This is a genomic window from Ravibacter arvi (assembly GCF_039540405.1).
Taxonomy (GTDB): Bacteria; Bacteroidota; Bacteroidia; order Cytophagales; family Spirosomataceae; genus Ravibacter; species Ravibacter arvi.
In genome coordinates, this window is record NZ_BAABEY010000036.1 from 285,979 (window position 1) to 307,905 (window position 21,927).

Annotated in this window: 13 protein-coding genes; 8 read left to right on the forward strand and 5 right to left on the reverse strand. The window is 51.6% G+C overall.

All coding sequences use genetic code 11. From position 1 onward, the window contains the following. The first annotated feature begins 81 nt into the window (after positions 1-81). The gene (locus ABD852_RS20925) at positions 82-1,716 is read left to right on the forward strand and encodes a L,D-transpeptidase family protein (protein WP_345032494.1); all 1,635 of its coding nucleotides are present in this window, start codon (positions 82-84) and stop codon (positions 1,714-1,716) included. Here ABD852_RS20925 and ABD852_RS20930 read toward each other — a convergent pair. From ABD852_RS20930 to ABD852_RS20940, 3 genes are all read right to left on the reverse strand, one after another. Continuing rightward, positions 1,700-3,028: a sensor histidine kinase gene (locus tag ABD852_RS20930; RefSeq protein WP_345032496.1), complete on the reverse strand. Its 1,329-nt coding sequence runs from the start codon at positions 3,026-3,028 to the stop codon at positions 1,700-1,702. The genes ABD852_RS20925 and ABD852_RS20930 overlap by 17 nt on opposite strands. Further along, positions 3,028-4,383, reverse strand: coding sequence for a sigma-54-dependent transcriptional regulator (locus ABD852_RS20935; RefSeq protein WP_345032499.1), 1,356 nt, complete (start codon positions 4,381-4,383; stop codon positions 3,028-3,030). Before ABD852_RS20935 ends, ABD852_RS20930 begins: the two co-directional genes overlap by 1 nt. Positions 4,384-4,555: 172 nt before the next feature. Continuing rightward, positions 4,556-5,917, reverse strand: coding sequence for a TolC family protein (locus ABD852_RS20940; protein WP_345032501.1), 1,362 nt, complete (start codon positions 5,915-5,917; stop codon positions 4,556-4,558). A 274-nt stretch (positions 5,918-6,191) separates the two neighbouring features. Here ABD852_RS20940 and ABD852_RS20945 point away from each other — a divergent pair, with 274 nt between their 5' ends. Further along, a complete protein-coding gene (locus ABD852_RS20945) occupies positions 6,192-7,442 on the forward strand; it encodes an efflux RND transporter periplasmic adaptor subunit (RefSeq protein WP_345032503.1) in 1,251 nt (416 codons plus the stop codon). Positions 7,443-7,512: 70 nt separating this feature from the next. Here ABD852_RS20945 and ABD852_RS20950 read toward each other — a convergent pair whose 3' ends face one another. Then, positions 7,513-8,004, reverse strand: a complete 492-nt coding sequence (locus tag ABD852_RS20950) for a four helix bundle protein (RefSeq protein WP_345032505.1) — start codon at positions 8,002-8,004, stop codon at positions 7,513-7,515. Between ABD852_RS20950 and ABD852_RS20955 the strand changes: the two genes are divergently transcribed. From ABD852_RS20955 to ABD852_RS20980, 6 genes are all read left to right on the forward strand, one after another. Further along, positions 8,003-8,677: an ABC transporter ATP-binding protein gene (locus ABD852_RS20955; RefSeq protein ID WP_345032507.1), complete on the forward strand. Its 675-nt coding sequence runs from the start codon at positions 8,003-8,005 to the stop codon at positions 8,675-8,677. The genes ABD852_RS20950 and ABD852_RS20955 overlap by 2 nt on opposite strands. A gap of 30 nt (positions 8,678-8,707) precedes the next feature. Then, on the forward strand, positions 8,708-11,122 hold the full coding sequence (locus tag ABD852_RS20960; RefSeq protein ID WP_345032509.1) for an ABC transporter permease: 2,415 nt from the start codon (positions 8,708-8,710) through the stop codon (positions 11,120-11,122). Between the two features lie 71 nt (positions 11,123-11,193). Continuing rightward, complete coding sequence (locus tag ABD852_RS20965) at positions 11,194-13,623, forward strand: ABC transporter permease (RefSeq protein WP_345032511.1); 2,430 nt, start codon at positions 11,194-11,196, stop codon at positions 13,621-13,623. Positions 13,624-13,840: 217 nt separating this feature from the next. Beyond that, complete coding sequence (locus ABD852_RS20970) at positions 13,841-16,216, forward strand: ABC transporter permease (protein WP_345032513.1); 2,376 nt, start codon at positions 13,841-13,843, stop codon at positions 16,214-16,216. Positions 16,217-16,247: 31 nt separating this feature from the next. Beyond that, positions 16,248-18,647, forward strand: coding sequence for an ABC transporter permease (locus ABD852_RS20975; protein WP_345032515.1), 2,400 nt, complete (start codon positions 16,248-16,250; stop codon positions 18,645-18,647). Between the two features lie 44 nt (positions 18,648-18,691). Then, positions 18,692-21,094 carry an ABC transporter permease gene (locus ABD852_RS20980; RefSeq protein WP_345032517.1) on the forward strand — a complete coding sequence of 801 codons (2,403 nt, stop codon included), beginning with the start codon at positions 18,692-18,694 and terminating at the stop codon, positions 21,092-21,094. 91 nt (positions 21,095-21,185) lie between these two features. Here the strand turns inward: ABD852_RS20980 and ABD852_RS20985 are convergent, their stop codons facing one another. Then, positions 21,186-21,755 carry a hypothetical protein gene (locus tag ABD852_RS20985; protein WP_345032519.1) on the reverse strand — a complete coding sequence of 190 codons (570 nt, stop codon included), beginning with the start codon at positions 21,753-21,755 and terminating at the stop codon, positions 21,186-21,188. Between the last annotated feature and the right edge of the window lie 172 nt (positions 21,756-21,927).

Consider the following 21,927-nt stretch of genomic DNA (forward strand, 5'->3'; position numbering starts at 1 on the left):
AAGCGGCGTTCTAACCTGAAGGAAATGGCTCACGCCTCACCCCTCGTACCTCATACCTCATACCTCACCCCTGTTATTCACATGAAAACGTCACTCAAAATTTTCCTGCTTGCAGGACTGGCCATATGGCTTTGCCAATGCGGCCCTGAAAAACAAAACGCCCTGAAAATAGAGGCGCGTGACACGACCATTACTAAATCGGTAGCGTTCAGTGAACTTTTCATGGATTCGCTGGATCTGGCAAAGTTTATTGCCCGAACCCCGATGCATGATAGCCTGGCGGCCCGGCTGACCAGCTTTTACAACCGCAGAAACTATCAGTACGCCTGGTTTTTTCCGAACGGAATTGCCGATTATGTGTTCACTTTCCTGGGAATGCAAAACCAATACCTGTATTATTCCGGCGATAGCACCATTTATCTGCCGGGACTTCAGGCGCGGATCGACTCGCTTGCAGAGGTAAGGGACATCCATCCGGGGGATAGTCTGATCCGCCAGACAGAGCTGCTTTTGACGTATCAGTTTTTCAGGTATGCGTATTTCGCCTACGCCGGTGACCGTCGTGTAAACCAGGGCGACCTGGGTTGGTTTATCCCTAGAAAGAAACTGGACCTGGCGCCTTTCCTGGATTCGCTGGTGGCCAATAAAGGAAAGCGGGTAGAGCAGTACGAGCCGGTAAACCGGCAGTACCGCCTGCTACGAACGCATTTACTGCGTTATTACGGCATCAGGAACGCCAACCGATGGGACAGCATTCCTCCCGCGAAAAAAGCATTGAGGAAAGGAGAAAGCGCCGGAGTGGTGCCCGAGGTAAGAAAACGGCTGATGCTGCTGGGGTTTGAAGCCGGTTCGGAACCCGATAGCCTGGAAGCGGTAACGCCGGCGCTCCTGGAAGCGGTGGCACAGTTTAAGCAGCAACATGGTTTGGCGAGCGACAATACGCTGGACCGCGAGTTCTTTGACGCAATTAACGTGCCCATTACGAAGCGTATCCAGCAAATCCTGATCAATATGGAACGTATCCGCTGGATGCCCGACCAACCGGACAAGGATTATTTGCTGGTGAATATCCCGGAATTCAGGCTTCATGCTTACGAAAATGGAAAACTGGCATTCCAGATGGACGTGGTAGTCGGCTCGGCGGCTCATCATACGGTGGTGTTTCAAAACGTGGTAAGCCAGGTGGTATTCAGCCCGTATTGGAACGTGCCGCCCGGTATTATGAAGAATGAAATACTGCCCGCGATTGCGCGGGATCCCAATTACCTGGCGCGCAACCGTATGGAATGGCACGGGACATCGGTCAGGCAAAAGCCCGGGCCTGGAAATTCGCTTGGACGGGCAAAGTTCCTTTTTCCCAACAGCTATAACATTTACCTGCACGATACACCCGCCAAACGACTTTTTAAAGAAACCAGGAGGGCGTTCAGCCACGGGTGCATCAGGGTGTCGGATGCAAAAAAGCTGGCGGAATTCCTGCTTCGGAAAGACTCGACCTGGACGGCAGAAAAGATTGAAGCCGCTATGGAATCCGGAAAAGAAAAGGTGGTGCGGCTGAAAAAAGAGGAACAGGTGCAGGTGGTAATCGGGTACTTCACGGCCTGGGTCGACAAAGACGGGAAGCTTAACTTTCGTAATGATGTGTATGGGCACGATCAGAAAATGATCGGCAGGTACTTTGCAGGCAAACCGGCAATGGCTAAAACGCCAGAGTAAAGGTGCTCCCCGTGTTTTCTTTACTCTCAACCCGGATATTGCCGCCGTGAAGCAGCATAATCTGTTTGCCAAGGGTAAGGCCCACTCCGCTCCCGGTTTTTCGGGTGGTAAAAAACGGTACAAAAATGCTGTCCATGAGGTCGGCGGCGATACCTTTCCCGTTGTCGGTAACACGTATCTGGAGCCGGTCGCCCTCCATAAGCTGGGCTGTAATACTGATGTAGGGCGCTTCTTTTTCTTTCACCGCTTCTATAGCATTGAGCACGAGGTTAATCAGTACCTGTTCAATTAACCCGCCGTCCATTTCGTACTGAAGTGACGGATCTTTCATGATGATATCCAGTTCAATCCCTTTCTGGATAAGTGTCGGTTCAAAAAGCTGGTTAATATTTTCAAAGAGGGTGGACAGGGTAGTTTTTCTCAGGTTCAGGTTGGAAACCTGGTTCAGTGACCGGTAAGTCTGGGCAAACCTGAGCAGCCCTTCGCTTCTCTTCCTGATGGTGTCTACCCCGACCCTGATGTCCTCCATTTGCGGAGCGGGCGGCATCTGGCTGATTCTGCCTGAAAGGGTGCTGGCCAGGGATGAGATGGGCGCAATGGAGTTCATGATTTCGTGGGTGAGCACGCTCAACAATTTCTGCCAGGCCAGTGATTCCGTGCGGTCGATGGTTTCATTGACGTTCTGGCAGGAAATCATCCGAAAGCGGCCTTCCATGGTTTGGAAATCACGTGCGTACAGTTGTAGCTTGAGCGGGCCCCTGGGCGACTCTACCGTGAAAAGTGTGGTTGTTCCCGGACTGAGCTGGGTAGACTTCCGGTAGAGGTCGGGGCTGCGTTTCTGGAGTGCTTCAAAGTTGTTGAGGAACGGAATGGCAAACAGTTTCCGGAATGATTCGTTCATCCAGGCAACCTTCCCGGTATCCAGGTTGTAGGAAATAATGCTGGTGTCGGCGATTTCCAGTAAATTTTGAAGGTACTGGTACTGAATTTCCCTTTCGCTGCTGACTTCGTGGAATACCTGGTTGATGCCGTTGAAAGTTTTCCTGAGCAACTTGATTTCCCCGTCTCCCGAGCCGGCCGGGAAGGAGCGGGTAAAGTCGCGGTACATAACCGCTTCATGGAAGTCTTCCAGTTCCCGGAATACCCTCATTCTCACGGTAGCCAGCCGGAGGGCAAGAACAGCGATTGCGGGGATAATCAATATCAGGTAGCTGTACAGACCTTTAAAAAAACAATAGCAGGCCAGGACGGTAAGCGCCAGCAGCAGCAGCAGGACCAAAAGAAATCCGATACGAATGCGGCGAAGGGACATCAGATATCGTATTTGTTAAGTCTTCGGTACAGAGCGGTCCGGGTAATTCCCAGTTCCCGCGCCGCCTTGCTAATATTCCCGTTGTGCTTGTCGACCACATTTTTGATCGTGGCCCGTTCCAGGTCCATCAGGTTGTTTCCTGCGCCCGGGACGCCGGCCGGGATGAATTCCGCCGTTTCAATCGGGGAGAAGATAATGTCTGATGCCATGATGCCGTCACCTTCTGCCATGATGACGGCTCTCTCGATACAGTACTGCAGCTCGCGCACATTGCCGGGATAGTGGTAGGAGCGGAGTTTCTGTAAAGCGCCCGGGTCAAAACTGTCAAATGACTTGTTGTATTTACGGGCATAGATTGCCAGGAAGTGCCGGGCGAGCTGCAGGCAGTCGTTTCCCCTTTCGCGCAGCGGGGGCACCTGCACTTCCACTGTGTTGATGCGGTATACCAGGTCTTTCCGGAACCTGGTCTCGTCGGCAAGTACCGACATGGGCACGTTGGTCGCGCACAGCAGCCTTATATCTACCGGCACCGGGGTATTGCTTCCCAGCGGAACCACTTGCCGGTTTTGCAGCACACTCAGTAATTTAGCCTGGTGCTGGAGGCTGATATTTCCTATTTCGTCGAGAAAAAGCGTGCCGCCGTCGGCTGCTTCGAATCTTCCTTTACGATCGTCCCTTGCATCGGTAAACGCCCCTTTTTTATGCCCGAAAAGCTCCGATTCGAACAGGGTGTCCGTGAGGGCGCCGACATCCACTTTCACCAGCGGCTTGCGGTTCCGGAGCGACAAATGGTGAATGCGCGACGCGATGATGTCCTTCCCGGTACCGTTTTCTCCCAGGATGAGAATATTCGCGTCGGTGGGCGCAATTTTACTGATCTTGACCTGCAGTGATTTCATGATGTCAGATTCCCCGATCAGCTCCGGGAGATCGGGCTGGTCAATGCTTTTTGCTTTTGCCTGTGGACCTTGCTGCTGCAGCGCATCCCCGAGTGTTGATTCCAGCCGGTCGTTTTGCCAGGGCTTCACGATGAAGTCGCGCGCTCCTCTTTTCAGCGATTCGACCGCCAGGTCAATTGCGCCATAGGCGGTGATCATCACTACCGGGAGATCGGGGCGCATGCTTTTTATTTTTTGCAGCCAGAAAAGCCCCTCGTTTCCCGTGTTGACGGCGCTTTTAAAATTCATGTCAAGCAGGATGAGATGAATTTCTTCCTTGCTGAGGATGGTCGGAATATAATCGGGGTTGCGTTCTTTGATCACCCGGTTCACCTTCGGTTTGAGCAGAAGACCTACCGCTGTCAGTAAGTCCTGATCATCATCAACAACCAGGATGTTAGCGTTTTTTAGTTTCATAGCTGTGAGGTTTGAGCTGTGAGGTTTGGGGGAGATCGGAAATAGGAAATCAGAACTCGGAAATCAGAACTCGGAAATCGGGAAAATGCCGATGGATGCGGGCCTATGCGGCGCGGCCTACGCGGCACGGCCGATTTCTGATTTCCGAGTTCCGATCTCCAAATCTACTGTATTACTTCTGAAATTGTTGCCAGGGGAGAAGCCCCTGGTAGTAGTCAATGATAAATTGTTGAAGCCGCCATTCGTATTTACCTATGATTTTATCGGCCAATGCCTGGTCCATATTGTTTTTTGCGGTCAGGAACAGTACCGAGTTGAGGTCGCCGGCTTCGAAGCGCACCTTGGCGATACGGAACGATTCCTGGAAATTTTCTTCGCGTTCGACCAGGTTTTTGAAGTTTTCGGCAGCGAGGCGCAGGTTGATAAGCGATTGTGAGATGGTTCGCTGGAGGTCATTTTTGGTATTGGCCGCTTTGAGCTCCGCATCCGTCAGCTGAATTTTGGAACGGGCAACGTTGTTGCGGACAAAGAGGTGGTCTACAATGGGGATGTTCAGCCCGAACGACAGGTACCGCCCCATGTTGTTTTTGGTTTGGTTGAAATAGGTCTGGTCCGAATTGCTCGAATAGGTGCTTTCGAATCCGGCTCCGAATGTCAGCCTGGGCGAGTGGGCCGACCTGGATGCTTTCAGGGCGGCTTTTGAAGAAAGGATCCGCAATTCTGTGGCTTTAACGGTCGGCAGGCTCAGGACAGCATCGTCATAGAGGCCGTCGGCAGTCAGGGAGTCAGGTGTGGTCAGAGGGAAAGCGTCCCCGAAAGAGCGCACCGGCCCGACCTGGTCCGCCGGGACGTTCATTGCCCTGGCCAGGTTGGTCATCGCCTCGGAATAGGTTTTGTGAAGGTCGTTCAGCGCATTTTTATCGCTGGCATACTGTCCTCTAAGGTCGTAGTAGTCTGCGGGCAATATCGCGCCGTTGTCATGGAGGTCACTGGTGCGTTTGACTTGCTGCCGGGTAAGCTCCAGGCGCAGCTCCATCTGGTGGAGCATGTCCCGGGCAGTCAACACCTGGGTATAGGCCAGTATCACATCCAGCATGACCTGTTCCCTGGCCGATTGTTCTTCCGCAACGGAAGCGCGGTAGGCGGCAGCCTGCTCGCGTATTTTATGAAGTGCTGCCAGGCCCTGGAACAGGGTTGCCGAAGTGCTCAGAGACTGGTTGCCGGAAGTAAAGCGCTGGTTGATGTATTGGTTGGTTACGAGATCGATCCGGCGTCCCTGGCTCAGGTTATGCCCAAAGCGTGCTTCGAGGGAAGGAATCAGCCTTTGCCGTGCTTCGCGGTGGTCAATATGGGCCTGTTCGCGGCTGAGCCCGCTGCTGGTAGCCAGGTAATTGTTGCTCCATGCCAACTGGATACAGGTGGCCAGATCCAGAGAGTCTCCCCTGGTTCCCTGGCCCCTGACCGGAAGTGCTGCCAGGAAGCAGAAGATGATTACCGGGAAAATACGGTTATTGTTCATTGCTAGTTGTACCATGTCTCCCGGCGCACGTGCATAGGTTATGCCAACAGGTTAAGATTCTGATAATCAGTGGTGTATTGTGTTTTTGGTTTTGTGTACCCGTCCGGTTTCGGACAGAAATTGTCCGAAACCGGACGGGTACACAAAACTGTGCGCTTGTGAACAAAAAATGTGCGGTATCGGACACCAATTCCCGGCAACAATTTATGTAAAAGTCTGATAATGAGGATATTTTTTAATTGGCATGTTGTTGGTACCGCTCCTGTCCAAATTCAGTATACAAAATAAAATGGACAGAGTCTTACCCAAAAAAACCTGGAATGCCCGAACAATTTCGTGGGTCGTTGGCGGAGCGGGCATATTGGCACTCATTGCCTCAAGCTGGTATTTTACTTCGGGCAACAGCAGGTTGAATGTCGAGCGTGAGCGATTGACGATATTCGAGGTAAAAGAGGGCGCCTTCAGGGAATTTATACCCGTAAACGGGACGGTCCTTCCAATAAGCAGCATTTTCCTGGATGCTTCGGTGGGAGGACGGATCGAGGAAAAATTCGTGGAAGACGGCGCGCATCTCAAAAAGGGAGATGCCATCATGCGATTGTCGAACACAGACCTCGAGCTTAGCCTGGTCAACCAGGAAACGCAGGTATTGAACCTGCTTACACAGTCCAGGATTGCGCAGACGAACGCGCAACAGGTTTCTATCAACAACCGCAACCAGATGGCCGATGTCGAAAACGGGCTGAAGGAAGCCGAGCGGATCTACAGGCTCAATAAAAAGCTCTACCAGGAAAAGGCCATCGGTTCCCAGGATTTCCAGAAAGCGGAAAATGACTATCAATACCAGTTAAAGCGGAAGAGCCTCACCGAGCAGATTCTGCACCAGGATTCTATCTCGACAGCGCAGTCACTGGACCAGAGCAAACAAACCTACGAGCGGACCCGGAGTGCGCTTGCCCTCATGCGACGCAAGGTTGACGATCTCGTGGTACGCGCCCCGGTCGACGGACAACTGACCTCTTTCGATGCGGAGATCGGGCAGAGTAAAAATGCAGGCGAGCGATTGGGGCAAATCGACGTGCTGACCGGTTTCAAAGTCAGGGTGGATATTGATGAACACTATATCACGCGGATTTATACGGGCCTGGAAGGCGAGTTTACCCTTGCCGGGAAAGCTTATACGCTGCGTATCCGCAAAGTATACACCCAGGTGACGAACGGCCGGTTCCAGGTAGATATGGAATTCGCCGGCAGTATTCCCGAGGGGATACGCCGGGGCCAGACCCTGCAGATCAGGCTGGCACTGAGCGACGAAACCAAGGCCCTTCTGCTGGCGCGAGGTGGATTTATACAGCAAACCGGCGGCAATTGGGCGTTCAAACTGAGCGATGACGGCAAGGTAGCCTACAAGGTAGACATCCAGCTCGGCCGACAGAACCCGAACTACTACGAGGTAATCCAGGGCCTTAACCCCGGCGACAAAGTGATTACTTCGAGCTACGAGAATTATGAGAAGGTGCAGGAGTTGGTAGTGAAATGAGGGAGGTCGGAAATCGGAAATCAGAAATCAGCCCGTTTGTTTCGGAGTTGTCATTTCTGGCCCTCAAGAGTCAAAGCTTTTCTGAGTACCTAAAGATGAGTTTCCGGATGGAAATAATCTGTTCTGTCAGTTTTTGATAATCATGTTCGTCAATGTGTAATAAATCTTTGCTTAGCCGAACCTGGTATTGTAGTTCAGACGCGGATCCTGCGGAGATAATCAAAAACCGTTTTAGCTCCGCATTTGAGCTGCGACCGCAACCTTCGGCAATGTTTGAAGGGATAGAGAACGCCGCTTTTCGCATTTGTGACACAAGGCCGTATGTCTCTTCTTTCGGGAATTTTTTAGTCAATCTGTAAATTTCCAGAGTAAGTAGATGGCTCAACCGCCAAAATTCAAATTCAGTGAAATCTCGCATGTTATCGTATAGTAAGAATATGAGAATATATGTCCCAAAATATACAAAATCCAATTCCAACTTCCAATTTCTGATTTCCGATTTCTGATTTCCGATTTCTGATTTCCGACTTCCGATCTCCATCCGCTTACAACTACCAATCATGATCAAAATAACCGATCTTCAAAAACTTTACCGCACGGAGGAAGTAGAGACCGTTGCGTTGAACAACCTGAGTATTCATGTGAAGAGTGGCGAGTTTGTCGCCGTAATGGGCCCTTCGGGCTGTGGAAAATCCACGCTCCTGAATATTGTCGGCCTTTTGGATGACATGGAGGGCGGAAGCTACCTTTTCAATGGTGTGGAGGTTGCCAGGTTCAACGAAAAGAAGAGGTCGCAGCTGCGGAAGCACAATATCGGCTTCGTCTTCCAGAGCTTTAACCTGATCGACGAGCTTACCGTTTACGAAAACGTGGAGCTACCTTTGATTTATACCAAGGTGCCGGCCTCCGAACGGAAAAAGCGGGTAGAGGAGGTGCTTGAAAAAGTACAAATTATGCACCGCCGGAACCACTTCCCCCAACAGCTTTCAGGCGGGCAGCAGCAAAGGGTGGCGGTAGCACGCGCTGTGGTAAACCGGCCCAAGCTGATCCTTGCCGATGAACCTACCGGGAACCTCGATTCCAAAAACGGGAATGAGGTAATGCAGCTCCTGACCGAGCTCAACGAAGCCGGCACGACTATCATTATGGTCACGCACAGCGAACACGACTCCCAATATGCTGACCGGGTGATCCGGATGCTTGACGGCCAGGTGATTATGGAAACTGTTGGTTAGCGCCCGAATGCCACGTTAATTCTATTAGCCATGATACGTAATTATCTGAAAATCGCCTGGCGGAACATCACGAAAAACAAGCTTTTTTCGGTGATCAATATGCTGGGGCTAGCCATCGGTGTCGCCACGTTTTTCCTGATCATGTTGTTCGTAGCGGATGAGTTGAAATTCGACCGGTTCAACCGGCGGGCCGACGATATCGCACGCATCATTTTCAAGGCAAATATCAACGGCGGAAAAATCAGTGAAGCAAGCGTTATGGCCCCGGTTGCGGCTACCATGAAAAAGGATTTTCCTGAGGTGGAAGATGCAACCCGGCTGGTCAACGCCGGCGTTCCCAGGGTACGGGTTGGCGGGAAGCAATACAAAGGCGACCGCCTGGCCCGGGTAGATCCCAATTTCCTGACCATTTTTACTTTGCCGATGATCTCGGGTGTCCCGGGAAAGGCGCTTTTGAACCCGGATGAAGTGGTGCTCACGAAGTCGGCGGCGGAGAAATATTTTGGCAGTGAGCCTGCACTCGGAAAAACCATAGAAATAGACGGAAATAAGAATTACATCGTTTCCGGTGTAATCGAGGACGTCCCCAGGACTTCTCATTTCCATTTCGAGATTTTCGGCTCGCTGACCGGTATGAAAGAGGCTACGTCGGATTCATGGATGTTGGGAAGCTTCTATACCTATCTCCTGCTAAAACCCGGCACCGATCCGGCAAAGCTGGAAACCCGGTTTCCGCAGATGGTTGCCACCTATATGGGGCCGCAAATCCTGTCACAAATGGGCGTCACCCTCGATCAGTTCAGGACCAAAGGAAACGAGCTGGGTTTTGCAATGCAGCGTCTTACCGATATTCACCTGAAATCGGCTACCACCAATGAGATTGAACCCGGCGGGAATGCAGCTTATGTGTATATTTTTACCATAGTGGCGTGCTTTATGCTGCTGGTGGCCGGTATCAATTTTGTCAACCTGTCGACTGCGGGTGCTTCAAAGCGCGCGCGGGAAGTGGGAGTGCGTAAAGTAATCGGGTCGGAAAAAGGGCAGTTGGTCGGGCAATTTCTTTCGGAGTCTTTCCTGACTACTACCATCGCCTGCACCATCGCAGCGGTTCTGTTGTGGCTGCTCCTTCCGCTTTTCGGAGCGTTGTCCGGGAAATCGCTTACGCTCAACCTGGAATCATGGCTGGTATTTCTGCTGTTGGGAACTGTAGTGGGATTGGTGGCCGGAATCTACCCCGCTTTCTACCTGTCGGCTTTCAAACCTGTTGAGGTGCTCAAGGGGAGACTGATGAGCCGGCCGGGGAAAATTGGCTTGAGAAATGGGTTGGTGGTTTTTCAATTCTTTGTCTCGGTATGCCTGGTGGTAGGGACTATCGTCACCTATCAGCAGATGAAGTACATCCAGAAAAAGGACATTGGTTATAGCCGGGAGCAGTTGTTGATCATTCCCAACTCCTATGCATTGGGCAAGAATGAGCGTGCTTTTAAACAGCAAATGCTGCAGGATACGCGTATCAAAGGAGCGACGATGTCATGGTTTAAGCCGGTAGGACCCACTAACTTCAATAATGCATTTGCGTACACCCGCGAAGATCACAACAAATTTGTAAACGGTGTCAATTACCAGGTCGACGAAGATTATATTCCTGTAATGGCCATGAAAGTTCTGAGGGGGAGAAATTTCTCTCCGGATTTCCCGACCGATACGCTGGGTATTATCCTGAACGAAACTGCGGTAACGGCCCTGGGATGGAATGTTGACAATGTGATCGGGCAGGATGTGGTGATTCAGAACAGTAACCGGGGAAACAGCGTGGATTCCCCTTATCACGTAATCGGGGTAATTAAAAACTTTCATTTCAAGTCGCTGCATAACGCAATCAGTCCGCTGTTCATGACGCTGGACCCGCAGGGCGGCCTGATCTTCAAACTCAATACCGCCGATGTGGACGGGGTGCTTGGTGACATGAAGCAGAAATGGGAAAACTTTCAGGCGGAAGATCCCTTTACCTATGCTTTTATGGATGAGCTTTTTGAAAAGACCTATGACGCTGAGCAAAAGACAGCGCGGGTACTCAATATTTTTGCCGTGCTCACCATTTTCGTCGCGTGCCTGGGGTTGTTCGGGCTCGCCACTTTTGCATCAGAGCTACGGACGAAGGAAATCGGGATCAGGAAAGTGCTGGGTGCAAGCGTTGGCCAGGTAGTCGGGATGTTGTCCCGCGACTTCCTGAAATGGGTATCCTTAGGCGCGATGATTGCCTTCCCGGTGGCCTGGTGGGCCATGAGCAGATGGCTGGAAAACTTTGCTTACCGCATTGAAATATCATGGTGGATATTCGTGGTGGCCGGCCTGGTCTCCATCGCTATTGCCCTGCTCACGGTGAGTTTCCAGGCAATTAAAGCGGCAGTTTCAAGCCCGGTAAAGGCATTGCGTACCGAGTAAGGCGGCTTTGCCGGATGATGCTTTCCTGCTTTTACGATTGTGCTAAACTTTTATCCCATCACTTTCTGACCATGATCCGGAACATATTTAAGGACGCTTTTCGCTCCCTGACCCAGAACAAGGCGACCACATTGGTCAACATGGCCGGACTTGTCTTAGGCATTACCTCCTGTATTGTCATCTACCTGGTTACCAGCTACGAGTTGAGCTTTAATAAGGTGCATCCGGAGGGGGACCGGATTTTCCGGCTGGTCGGAAAATCACAAATCAACCCCAGCCAGCCGTGGCACCCGGTAGGGTTTGTCCCCAACGCAGTTCCGGAAGCAATACGGGACGAAATAGGCGGATTGGGAACGGTGGTGGCTTTTCATAATATCTCAGCCAACATTGAAGTTCCCGTCGGGAAGGAGAAGCCGCTTCGTTTTGCTGAAAACCGTGCGGGTGAAATCATAGCGACCGAACCGGCTTATTTTGAGGTTTTCCCCTACAAATGGTTGGCCGGTAACCCGGAACAGGCTTTGCGGAAACCCTTTGAGGTGGTACTGACCGACCTGCGCGCAAAACTCTTTTTTGGCGATCAACCCCCGGCCGCCTTGCTCGGCCGCGAGCTCGTTTACCTCGACTCCGTCAGGGTGACGGTGGTAGGTATCGTACAGACGCCAACCGGCCCGACCGACCTGAAATTCACCGATTTTATCTCCTTTCCGACGATCAAAGCGAGCCCGTTGAAAAGAAATATTGACCTGTCTGCCTGGAATGATATCTGGTCGGCCTCCCAGGCCTATGTAAAGCTGCCTGCGGGTAGCCGTCCCGAACAGTTTACGGGCGCTTTCGATAAATTCGGAAAAGAGCACTACCAGGGTGACTTTAAGTTTACGCCGTCGTTTCAGCCGCTTTCGGACCTTCATTTCAATGAAGACTACCAGGACAACTATTCCCGCAAGGCACACCTGCCGACCCTGTACGGACTGATGGTCATTGCGGGGTTTATTTTGCTGGTAGCCGCTGTTAATTTTATCAACCTGGCGACCGCCCAGGCCGCCAGGCGGGCCAAAGGGGTAGGTATCCGGAAGGTGCTGGGCGGGAGCCGGAAAATGCTGTTGACGCAATTCCTGGCCGAAACAGGAATAGTCACCGTTCTGGCCGTTCTGATAGCATTATTGCTGACGGGGCCTGTAATCAGATTGTTTGAAGGCTTCGTTCCGCCCGGAATGACGTATAAATTTTTGAGCGGTCCGACCCTGTTGTTCCTGGGTTGCATAGCTGTCCTTACCACACTACTTTCGGGAATTTATCCTTCCTGGATTTTATCCGGGTTCAACACCACCGGCATTTCAAGAGGGATATCCCTTTTCGAGGGAAATAAGGGGAATTCGCGGAAAGCGCTACTGGTTTTCCAGTTTGTTGTGTCACTTGCCTTTATTACCGGTTCGATTGTTGTGGGGCGCCAGATAGCCTTCATGCGGGACCGCGACCTGGGATTTTCTTCCGATGGGATTATTTCAATAAGGTTACCGTGGAACGGCAGGGACAAACAAGCTGTTCTGGCCGAAAAAATTGAGCGGATGGCCGGAGTGGAAGGGCTTACCAGAGAATGGTTCCCGCCTATGGGGAACAGTTACATGATGACACGCTTCAAATACCACGAAGAAGGCAATAAGCCGATAGAATTGGACGCGTCCGCGAAACTTGGCGACAAAAATTTTATCCCGCTTTATGGGCTCCGGTTGCTGGCCGGCAGAAATTACATTGAAAGTGATTCGCTTCGCGAGGTGGTGATTAACCAGACGTTTTCGAAAGCACTCGGGTTCAGCAGCCCTATGGATGCCGTCGGCCGGCAGCTGGAATGGCAGAATGGCCGTAAATGCCCTATTGTGGGGGTTGTGGCGGATTTTCATGAGCAATCGTTCCACGAAAAAATTGAACCTGCCTTTCTCGGTTTCGAGCCTTCGAGAGCTTTTAATCTCGGGGTCAGGCTTTCATCCCGGAAAGGCAATACCGTTGATGCTGCGTTGGAAGAGATCAGGCAGGCCTGGCAAAGCGTGTACCCCGACGAGCCCTGGACGTACAGTTTTCTGGATGACTCGATCCGCGAGCTTTATCTGAAAGAAAAGAAGACCCAGCAGCTGACCAATGCTGCCACCGGGATTGCCATCTTTATTTCGGCGATAGGCCTCCTGGGCTTAATCGCCTTCCTGGCCGAGCAGCGTGTAAAGGAAATAGGGATCAGGAAAGTATTGGGGGCTACGGTGGGCCAGGTGGTTTGGCTGCTTTCCCGGGATTTCGTGAAACTCATTTGCCTGGGTGTTGTAATTGCTTCCCCGATCGCCTGGTGGGCCATGCAAAGGTGGCTCCAGGATTTTGCCTACCGCATCAGCCTGTCATGGTGGATGTTTGCGTCGGCCGGGCTGATCGTGACTACAATAACACTCGTCACCATTGGTTTCCAGGCTTTACGGGCTGCCCGTGCAAATCCGGTAAAATCATTGAGAACCGAGTAAGGGCGGCATCGGGCCACGGAGTTTTCCTATCCGGAAACGGACACTGTTTTGACCGTTTCCGGACACTTTTCAGGAGTTGAATTTTGTTTAAGTTTCTGTTATACAGGTACTTAAAATAATGGCATAACGTGTTTAACTACTTTTGTTGCCTTTTTTTCCGGCAAATTCGCTGCCATTTGTCTGACGGGCTGTGTTTATCTTTACTTTCTTCAATACCATGTTGACCAACTATTTCAAACTGACCTGGCGAAACCTGAAAAGCAACCGGATATTCAGTATTCTTAATATTGTCGGTCTCGCTGTGGGGATTGCATGCGCCTGCCTGATCTTTCTCTGGATAGAATACTATGTGGACTTTAATCATTCGATTTCCAACCTGGATAATCTCTATAATGTCAAAAACAACCAGACCTACGGCAAAGACATCTATACTTTTTCATCCACCCCGTTTAAGGCAAAGGCAGCTCTTGAGAATGGTGTGACGGGTATCAGGCAGGTTGCCAGGTACAACGGTTCTAACGCAGCATTAGCTGTCGGAGATAATATCCAGGCGCAGAACGGTGCTTATGTGGATTCCACCTTTATGAGTATGTTCGGGTTTGCTATGGTAACCGGAAATGCCGGTACTGCCCTGAACGACAAAAGCCGCATAGCCATATCGGAGAAGCTGGTAAAGGTATATTTCCCGGATGGAGACCCGCTGGATAAAACGATCCTGGTTAACAATAACCCGTACACGGTTTCGGCGGTTTTCAGGCAGAGAAGCGGTAATGTTTCGTTCAACAACCTGGATTGGCTGCTTCCCTATGAAGTGTTTTACGGGCCGCACCGCGACAAGCCCGAGGACAGCTGGGGTAATAACTGGACGGACACCTGGGTGCTTACCGATCCCGGTGTCAACCTTGAAAAGGTAAATGCGGAAGTCAGAAAACTGGTAGAGCGCGAAACGGCGGGTACCGTCGACAACATCCTGTTTCTCTACCCGCTCAAACGGATGACCCTGTACGGCGGTTTTACGAATGGGGAGGAGGCCCCGGCCATTGGCCAGATCCGGTACATCCGCATGTTTGCATTCATAGCCGGAATTATCCTACTGGTAGCCTGTATCAATTTCATGAATCTTTCTACAGCGCGTAGCGAAAAGCGGTCAAGGGAGATCGGGATCAGGAAAGTACTCGGGTCGCAAAGAAAGGAGCTGGTAAGCAAGTTCCTGTTCGAATCCGTTTTCATTTCTTATGTAGCGGTTTTCCTGGCCCTGGTGCTTGTTCTGGCTACATTGCCCTTTTTTAACAAGCTGATCGGGGTAGAGCTGACCTCGGGGCTTTCAAAAACCTCGCACTGGTTGTTTTTGCTGCTTATCGGGCTGTTTTCGGGTATTCTGGCGGGGAGCTATCCTTCGCTTTACCTGTCATCTTTTAACCCGGTTTCGGTGTTGAAAGGACATTTTGCCAAAGACCGGGCCGGGGTGCTTAACATCCGGAGGAGCCTTGTAGTAGTTCAGTTTGCAGTCTCTGTAACGATCATAGTAGCAGTCATCCTGGTGTACCAGCAGATCAGTTTTACCCGCAAGCGCGAGCTGGGGTACTCCAAAGACAATATTCTTTATGTAGCCACCACCGAAGCCATAAAGAAAAACCCGGAATCATTGAAGCAGGCCTTACTGAATACCGGGGCAGTCAGTTCTGCTTCGTTCAGCAATGCCTCGCCCATGGCGATGTACAGCAATGGCGGCGGGTTCAGGTGGAAAGGGAAGAATGAGGGTGAGGAGATACTGGTTACACTGGTCGCTGCCGACCATGATTTCCAGAAGACGTTCGGTATCAAACTTAAAGAAGGACGGCTCTTCTCGAACCGGCCGGAACCGGATAGCAATAATGTGGTGATCAACGAAACATTCTCCAGGATAATGGGCGCGGGAGGGCAGCTGGGTGCAACCATTACACAAGGCGACGGCGGTCCGCTTACCATAATCGGGATTGTCGACGATTTCGTTTTCAATAATATCAACCGTGCTAAACCCGAACCGCTGCTGTTTTTTAATTTGCCCCAATATGCTGAAACAGTCTATATGAAACTCAAGCCTACCGGGGATCTGCAACGCGATATCCGGAAAATTGAAGCGGCTTTCAAAGAAATTGATTCAACGACTCCTTTTGACTACCATTTTGTGGATGCCGATTTTGAGGCCAAATTCTGGCAGGTTAAATTCCTGGGGTCCCTCGCAGTTGTTTTTGGTAGCCTGGCTATTTTGATATCGTGCCTGGGGTTGTTCGGGCTATCTGCCTTCATGGCAGAAAAACGGACGCGCGAAGTAGGGGTCCGGAAGGTTTTGGGCGCTTCTGTTAATTCGCTGACGTTTTTGTTGACCAAGGATTTCCTGAAGCTCGTCCTGGTCGCTTGCCTGGTGGCCTTCCCGCTCGCCTATTGGCTGATGGACGGCTGGCTCCGGGATTATGAATACCGGGTCGACATCAGCTGGACGGTATTCCTGATTGCAGGCGCCGGAGCCATGCTGATCGCCTTTTTGACGGTAAGTCTGCAAACCATAAAAGCAGCAATGGCAAACCCGGTAAACTCACTACGGGCAGAATAAGCTTGCCGGTCCACTCATAAACAAAGCACCCATGATTGCTTCCTATCTCACCATTGCCTGGAGGAACCTGTTGCGGAACAAGGTCTATTCTTTTATCAACCTTATGGGACTGACGGTAGGAATATGCTGCTCCCTGTTGCTTTTTATGTTTGTCAGGGATGAAATGTCTTATGACCGTTATAACAGGAACGCAGACCATATCTACCGGGTCAACCGAACCTTCCTTTCGACCGACGGCAGCCCGTCCCTGAACCTGGGTCATGTGGCGCCACCGTTCGGGCCGTTGATCCTGTCCGATTTCCCGCAGGTGAAGGCGGCCGTCCGCATGTTCGGTACCAACGCCATCGTTCGCCGGGGAGAAATGATTTTCAAAGAGCAGAATATTTTCGCCGCCGAGGAATCCATTTTCAAAATCTTTGATTTCAAAATACTCAGGGGCAATGCAGATCATGCTTTGGCCGAGCCGTTTTCGATTATGCTCTCCCGGCCCATGGCGGAAAAATATTTTGGCGATGAAGATCCTGTCGGACAGATATTGCGGATGGACAACCAGGTTGATTACAAAGTGACAGGCGTGTACGAGCCGTTGCCGGTGCAGGCCACTTTTCACCCCGAATTCCTGGTGTCATTTTCGACGCTGAACAATGAGAAAATATACGGCGCCGAACAGTTACGGACCAACTGGGGCAATAATGCCTTCTCCCTCTATCTTTTGCTTGAGCCGAACGCCGATCCTGCCGCCCTGGTAAAGGCGTTCCCGGCTTTCCAGGATAAGCATGTCGGCCCGAACACGTCGAGCTATTCGATCCTGAGCCTGACGCCGCTCACCGATATTCACCTGCATTCGCACAAGGACAGTGAACTCGAGGCGAATTCGGATATCCGGTATGTGTATTATTTTACGGCCATCGCACTCTTTATCCTGCTCATCGCGTGCATCAACTACATGAATCTTACCACGGCCAGGGCTTCTAAGCGGGCGCGGGAAATAGGGTTAAAAAAAGTGCTGGGCGTAAGCCGGGCGCAACTGGTGCGGCAATTCATCAGCGAGTCGTTCATTTTTACGGTATTGTCGCTGGTGACCGGGCTGCTGCTGGCATGGGCGCTGCTCCCGTACCTCAACCGGTTTTCCGGTAAGGATATGTCGCTCACGACGCTTTTCAGCCCGGCCAATTTCCTGTGGCTCATCGTATTTGTGGCGGTGGTCGCGCTTCTGTCGGGCAGCTACCCGGCGTTTTACCTGACTGCTTTTCAACCGGTGGAGATACTGAAATCAAAAATGTCCCGCGGCCGTAAGGGCGGGTGGGCACGACAGGCGCTGGTGATCGTACAGTTTTCGATTGCGGTGCTGCTGATCGGTTCGACCGTTGTGGTTTACAGGCAGCTTCGCTACATGCAGGATTTCGACCTCGGTTACCAGAAAGACCGGGTGGTGGTTTTCAGGGGCGGACAGACGCCGACCCAGGATGAGACCGTCCGCAACGAGCTGATGAAAGACAATCACGTACAGGAAGTCGGCAGATCGTCGCGTATCCCCACAGGTCGGCTGCTCGATTCATGGGATACGAAGGTCGTGCGCGGCGATTCGACGGCGCCTTCCGACGTGACCATCAAAATGCTGACCATCGATGAACATTTTATACCGGCCTACCAGATCGGTATGGCCGCCGGACGGAATTTCTCCAACCGGTTTTCAACTGATTCCACACAGTCGCTGATCCTGAACACTACCGCGGCCAAAATGCTTGGCTGGAAGCAACCCGAAGACGCGCTGGGGAAAACGATGATGTACGGGCCAATTAACGGCACGATTGTGGGCGTGACCAAAGATTTTCATTTTGAGTCGCTGCACCAGCATATCCCGCCGTTGGTTATGCTGATGCAGGGCGGGCGTGCCAACTGGATATCAGTACGGATCAAAGGCGACCGTGTACCGGAGACGATATCGCATATACAGTCAGTTTGGGACACCCATTATGCCGATCAGCCTTTCGATTATACTTTTATGGACAGCCGGTATGGCGAGCTCTATGCGTTGGAACAAACCCAGCAAACACTGCTCTCCGTTTTTGCCCTGATTGCGATCCTGATTTCGTGCCTGGGGTTGCTCGGGTTGTCGATGTACATGACCGAGCTGAGACTCAAGGAAATAGGCGTCCGCAAGGTGCTGGGCGCCTCTACCGGCCATATCGTCGGTATACTTTCCTTCGATTACCTCAAACTGGTGGCGGTTTCGATCATAGTGGCGGTACCCCTGACCTGGATATTGATGAACAACTGGCTGCAGCATTTTGCCTACCATATCGACATTACCTGGTACATGTTTGTGTTTGCGGGTACGCTGGCCGTCGTCATTGCCTTTGTGACCGTCAGCACCCAGGCGATAAAGGCGGCAGGTACCAATCCGGTCGATACACTGCGGGCGGAATAGCCGGTTTTTAGATCCATCGCTATGAAAACCTTTCGGCAAAACATATGATACTGAACCATCTGAAAGTTGCTTCGCGAAGCCTGAGGCGCAATAGTTTCTACAGCGGTATTAATGTCTGCGGACTCGCCTGCGGGCTGGCGACCGCTATTTTGCTGCTGGTTTGGGTACAGAACGAAAGAAGTTATGACCAGTCGGTTACCGCCCATGAACGGATTCACAGGGCCGTCGTGACCATTGACAACAATGGAAAAGACTATGTTCTTGATGTGCTGCCCGGACCTATATCCGGTTTGGCGCAGTCTTTGCCGCAGGTGGAAAAAGTGGTCCGGGTCAACGATGACTGGGACCAGGTACTGGCTACCCTCGACCGGCGGGAAATCCTGGACGGATTTCATACCGCCTTTGTGGATAGCGCGTTTTTCAGCGTTTTCGATTTTCCGCTCCTTTCCGGAGATCAAAGGTCGCTCTTTCCTGATATTCAAAGCGTTGTGCTGACCAGGACCACCGCAATGAAACTGTTTGGCAACGACAACGTAGTGGGTGAGGTAGTCAGTTTTCGTAAAAAGCCGTTTGCAGTAACCGGCGTGCTGGCCGATTTTCCTTCCAATTCTTCCCTCCAATTCGATGCCCTCTTCCCGATTGGCTACTATGGGAAGGAATTCACATCATGGGGTGGAAACGGGGAATGGAAAACGATTGACGAAGACATGGGCAACTACAGCTTCAAGACATTTCTGAAACTACGGGAGGGAGCGGACCCTGACGAAACCGTTAAAACCCTGCAACATTCCTTTTTGAAAAGGGTCAGGGCAATAGCGGCTTCAAGCGGATCGGATACGGCGGCTGATCTCAGTTTGAGGCTGCAACCCATAGGCGACATGCACCTGGTCGGGCTTGACGGCAATAACGCCCGTGCTACGATGGTCGGTATTTTCATGGCAGTTGCCATTCTGATCCTGGCTATTGCGGCCATCAATTACGTGAACCTTGCAACCGCCCGGGCAGTGGTCCGGATGCGGGAAATCGGTATCCGCAAAATAGTCGGAGCTGAGAAAACACAGCTTTTTTTTCAATTCATGGCCGAGACACTGGTCTTGTTCTGCCTGGCAGCCTTGATGGCGGTTGGGTTGATCATCGCTTTGTTACCCGTCTACAGGTTGGTTTCCGGCAGCCAGTTGAGTTTCGCCAACGCCGGCTGGACTGTCTGGAAGCTGATCGGCCTGGCCGTGACGGGCACCCTGCTGGCTTCGTCGGTTTATCCGGCGCTCTTTCTTTCGGGTTTTCAGCCGTTGGAAGCCCTCCGCGGACGGCTATTGGCCGGTGTCGGAAAAGCACCTTTGAGAAAGGTACTGGTCGTGTTCCAGTTTGCCATTTCCAGCTTCCTCGTGATTGCGACCCTCGTAATTGGCAGGCAAATGAGCCATGTCAGGCAAATGAACCTGGGTTATAACAAAGATTATGTGTTGACAATAGCGCTTCCCGGCAGCGTGGTCGATCACACCGATGTGTTCAGACAAGACCTGGAGAAAGAAAAGGCGATATCGGGAGTGGCGTTTTCTGACATCTTTGACCTGGGCAATCATACGAATGCCACTGCCGATGTAGAATGGCCCGGGAAACGCGTGGGACAACAGGTAATTATGGGTTATGCAGACATTGACCAGGATTTTATTCCGGTAATGGGACTGCAGCTGGTGGAAGGCAGGAATTTTGCGGGAACACCGGCAGACGAAAACCAATACATTGTCAACGAAGCCGCTGTGAAGGAAATGGGGTGGTCGGCCCCCTATGTCGGGCGTGCGTTTACCGTGCACCAGAGAAAGGGTACGGTAGTCGGCGTGGTGAAAGATTTTAATTACCAGTCGCTTACTACGAAAATTGGTCCCATGGTCCTGAAATACGGCAATCGCGAGAATATGCTCTACGTGCGCACGTCTGCGGGAAGGGTGCAGGAGGCTATCAGCGCAGTGGAAAAAGCGTATAGCCGGTATGCTAACGACGTCCCGTTCAGCTATAATTTCATAGACAAGCAGTTGGAGGCCAGGTATGAGTCTGACCTTCGGACGGGTCTGCTTTTTAACATTTTCGGCGGGGTCGCTATTTTTATTTCCTGCCTCGGGCTATTGGGACTGACTACCTATGGACTGGGCCAACGGGTCAGGGAAATCGGCATAAGGAAAACGCTGGGTGCCGATACGGTCACGATTGTCAGGATACTCTCGGCCGGTACGCTGGCCAGGGCACTTTTATCGTTTGCCCTGGCTGCCCCTCTGGCTGCATGGATGATGCACAAGTGGCTTCAGAATTTTGCCTACCGGATTGTTATGCAATGGTGGATATTTGCCGTAGCCGGTGCGGTAACGGTGTTGATCGCCTTGCTGACGGTCGGTTTTTTATCCGTTCGTGCAGCCCGGGCCAATCCGGTGCGGGCACTCCGCAATGAATAGGTTTGAGGTGTGGGGGATGAGGGATAAGGCGTGAGCTTTCCCGCTCACCCTACCTCTCATCCCCCACACCTCAAACCTCATATCTCCCCCCTTACTTCAAATCTTTGAAAAAAGAGACATTCCCGTCCATGGATACCATCAGGACTGATTCCTTCGGGCCTTTGGACACGGTTACAAAATAGTGGTCCCTGCCTTCAAACTGCATTCCGTACAGGTACATGTCCGAGTCGTTCGATTCGTTATCGTCATACATCAGGACGGCGCCGGGGGTATACCCTTTGAATTGTTTCGTGATTTCTTTACGGGCGGCCTGTGGAAGGTCTTCGTATTTTTTCGGCGTTACGGTGCCCACCAGGTTGGTATCGTAGCCATAAAATGCGGTTTTGGTTTCTCCGTTATCATCGGTGAACGTCGCCTCGTCAAACATGGTATTGTGGTTCCAGCTTACGTTTTTTGCTCCGGGGAAATCGGCTGAAAAGTTGTCTTTAGCGGCGGTACTGACTTCGTTTTCCCTCAGATGGCGCAATGCCTTGCGCTCTACTTTTTTCTCGGCTCTTTTTTCGGCTTTTTTTTCATGTTTGACGGAGGCGATTTGTGCATTGGTCTGAACTGCTGCCAAAACTGCTACGGAAAAAAGGGCGGAAGCGATCAAAGTTTTCATGTTTTTAAATGATTTGTGTTTTAATTTTATTGGTGTATCTCCGAATTGATGAATCAAAGCTAGCCGGTCGCGGCGGGTCGCGAAACAGGCGATAGGCAGAAGGGCAAAAACTGTCGTTGAATAGTCGGTAAGGAGCTTTGTAAACTGATTTCCGGCTTGTAATACCCCCCGT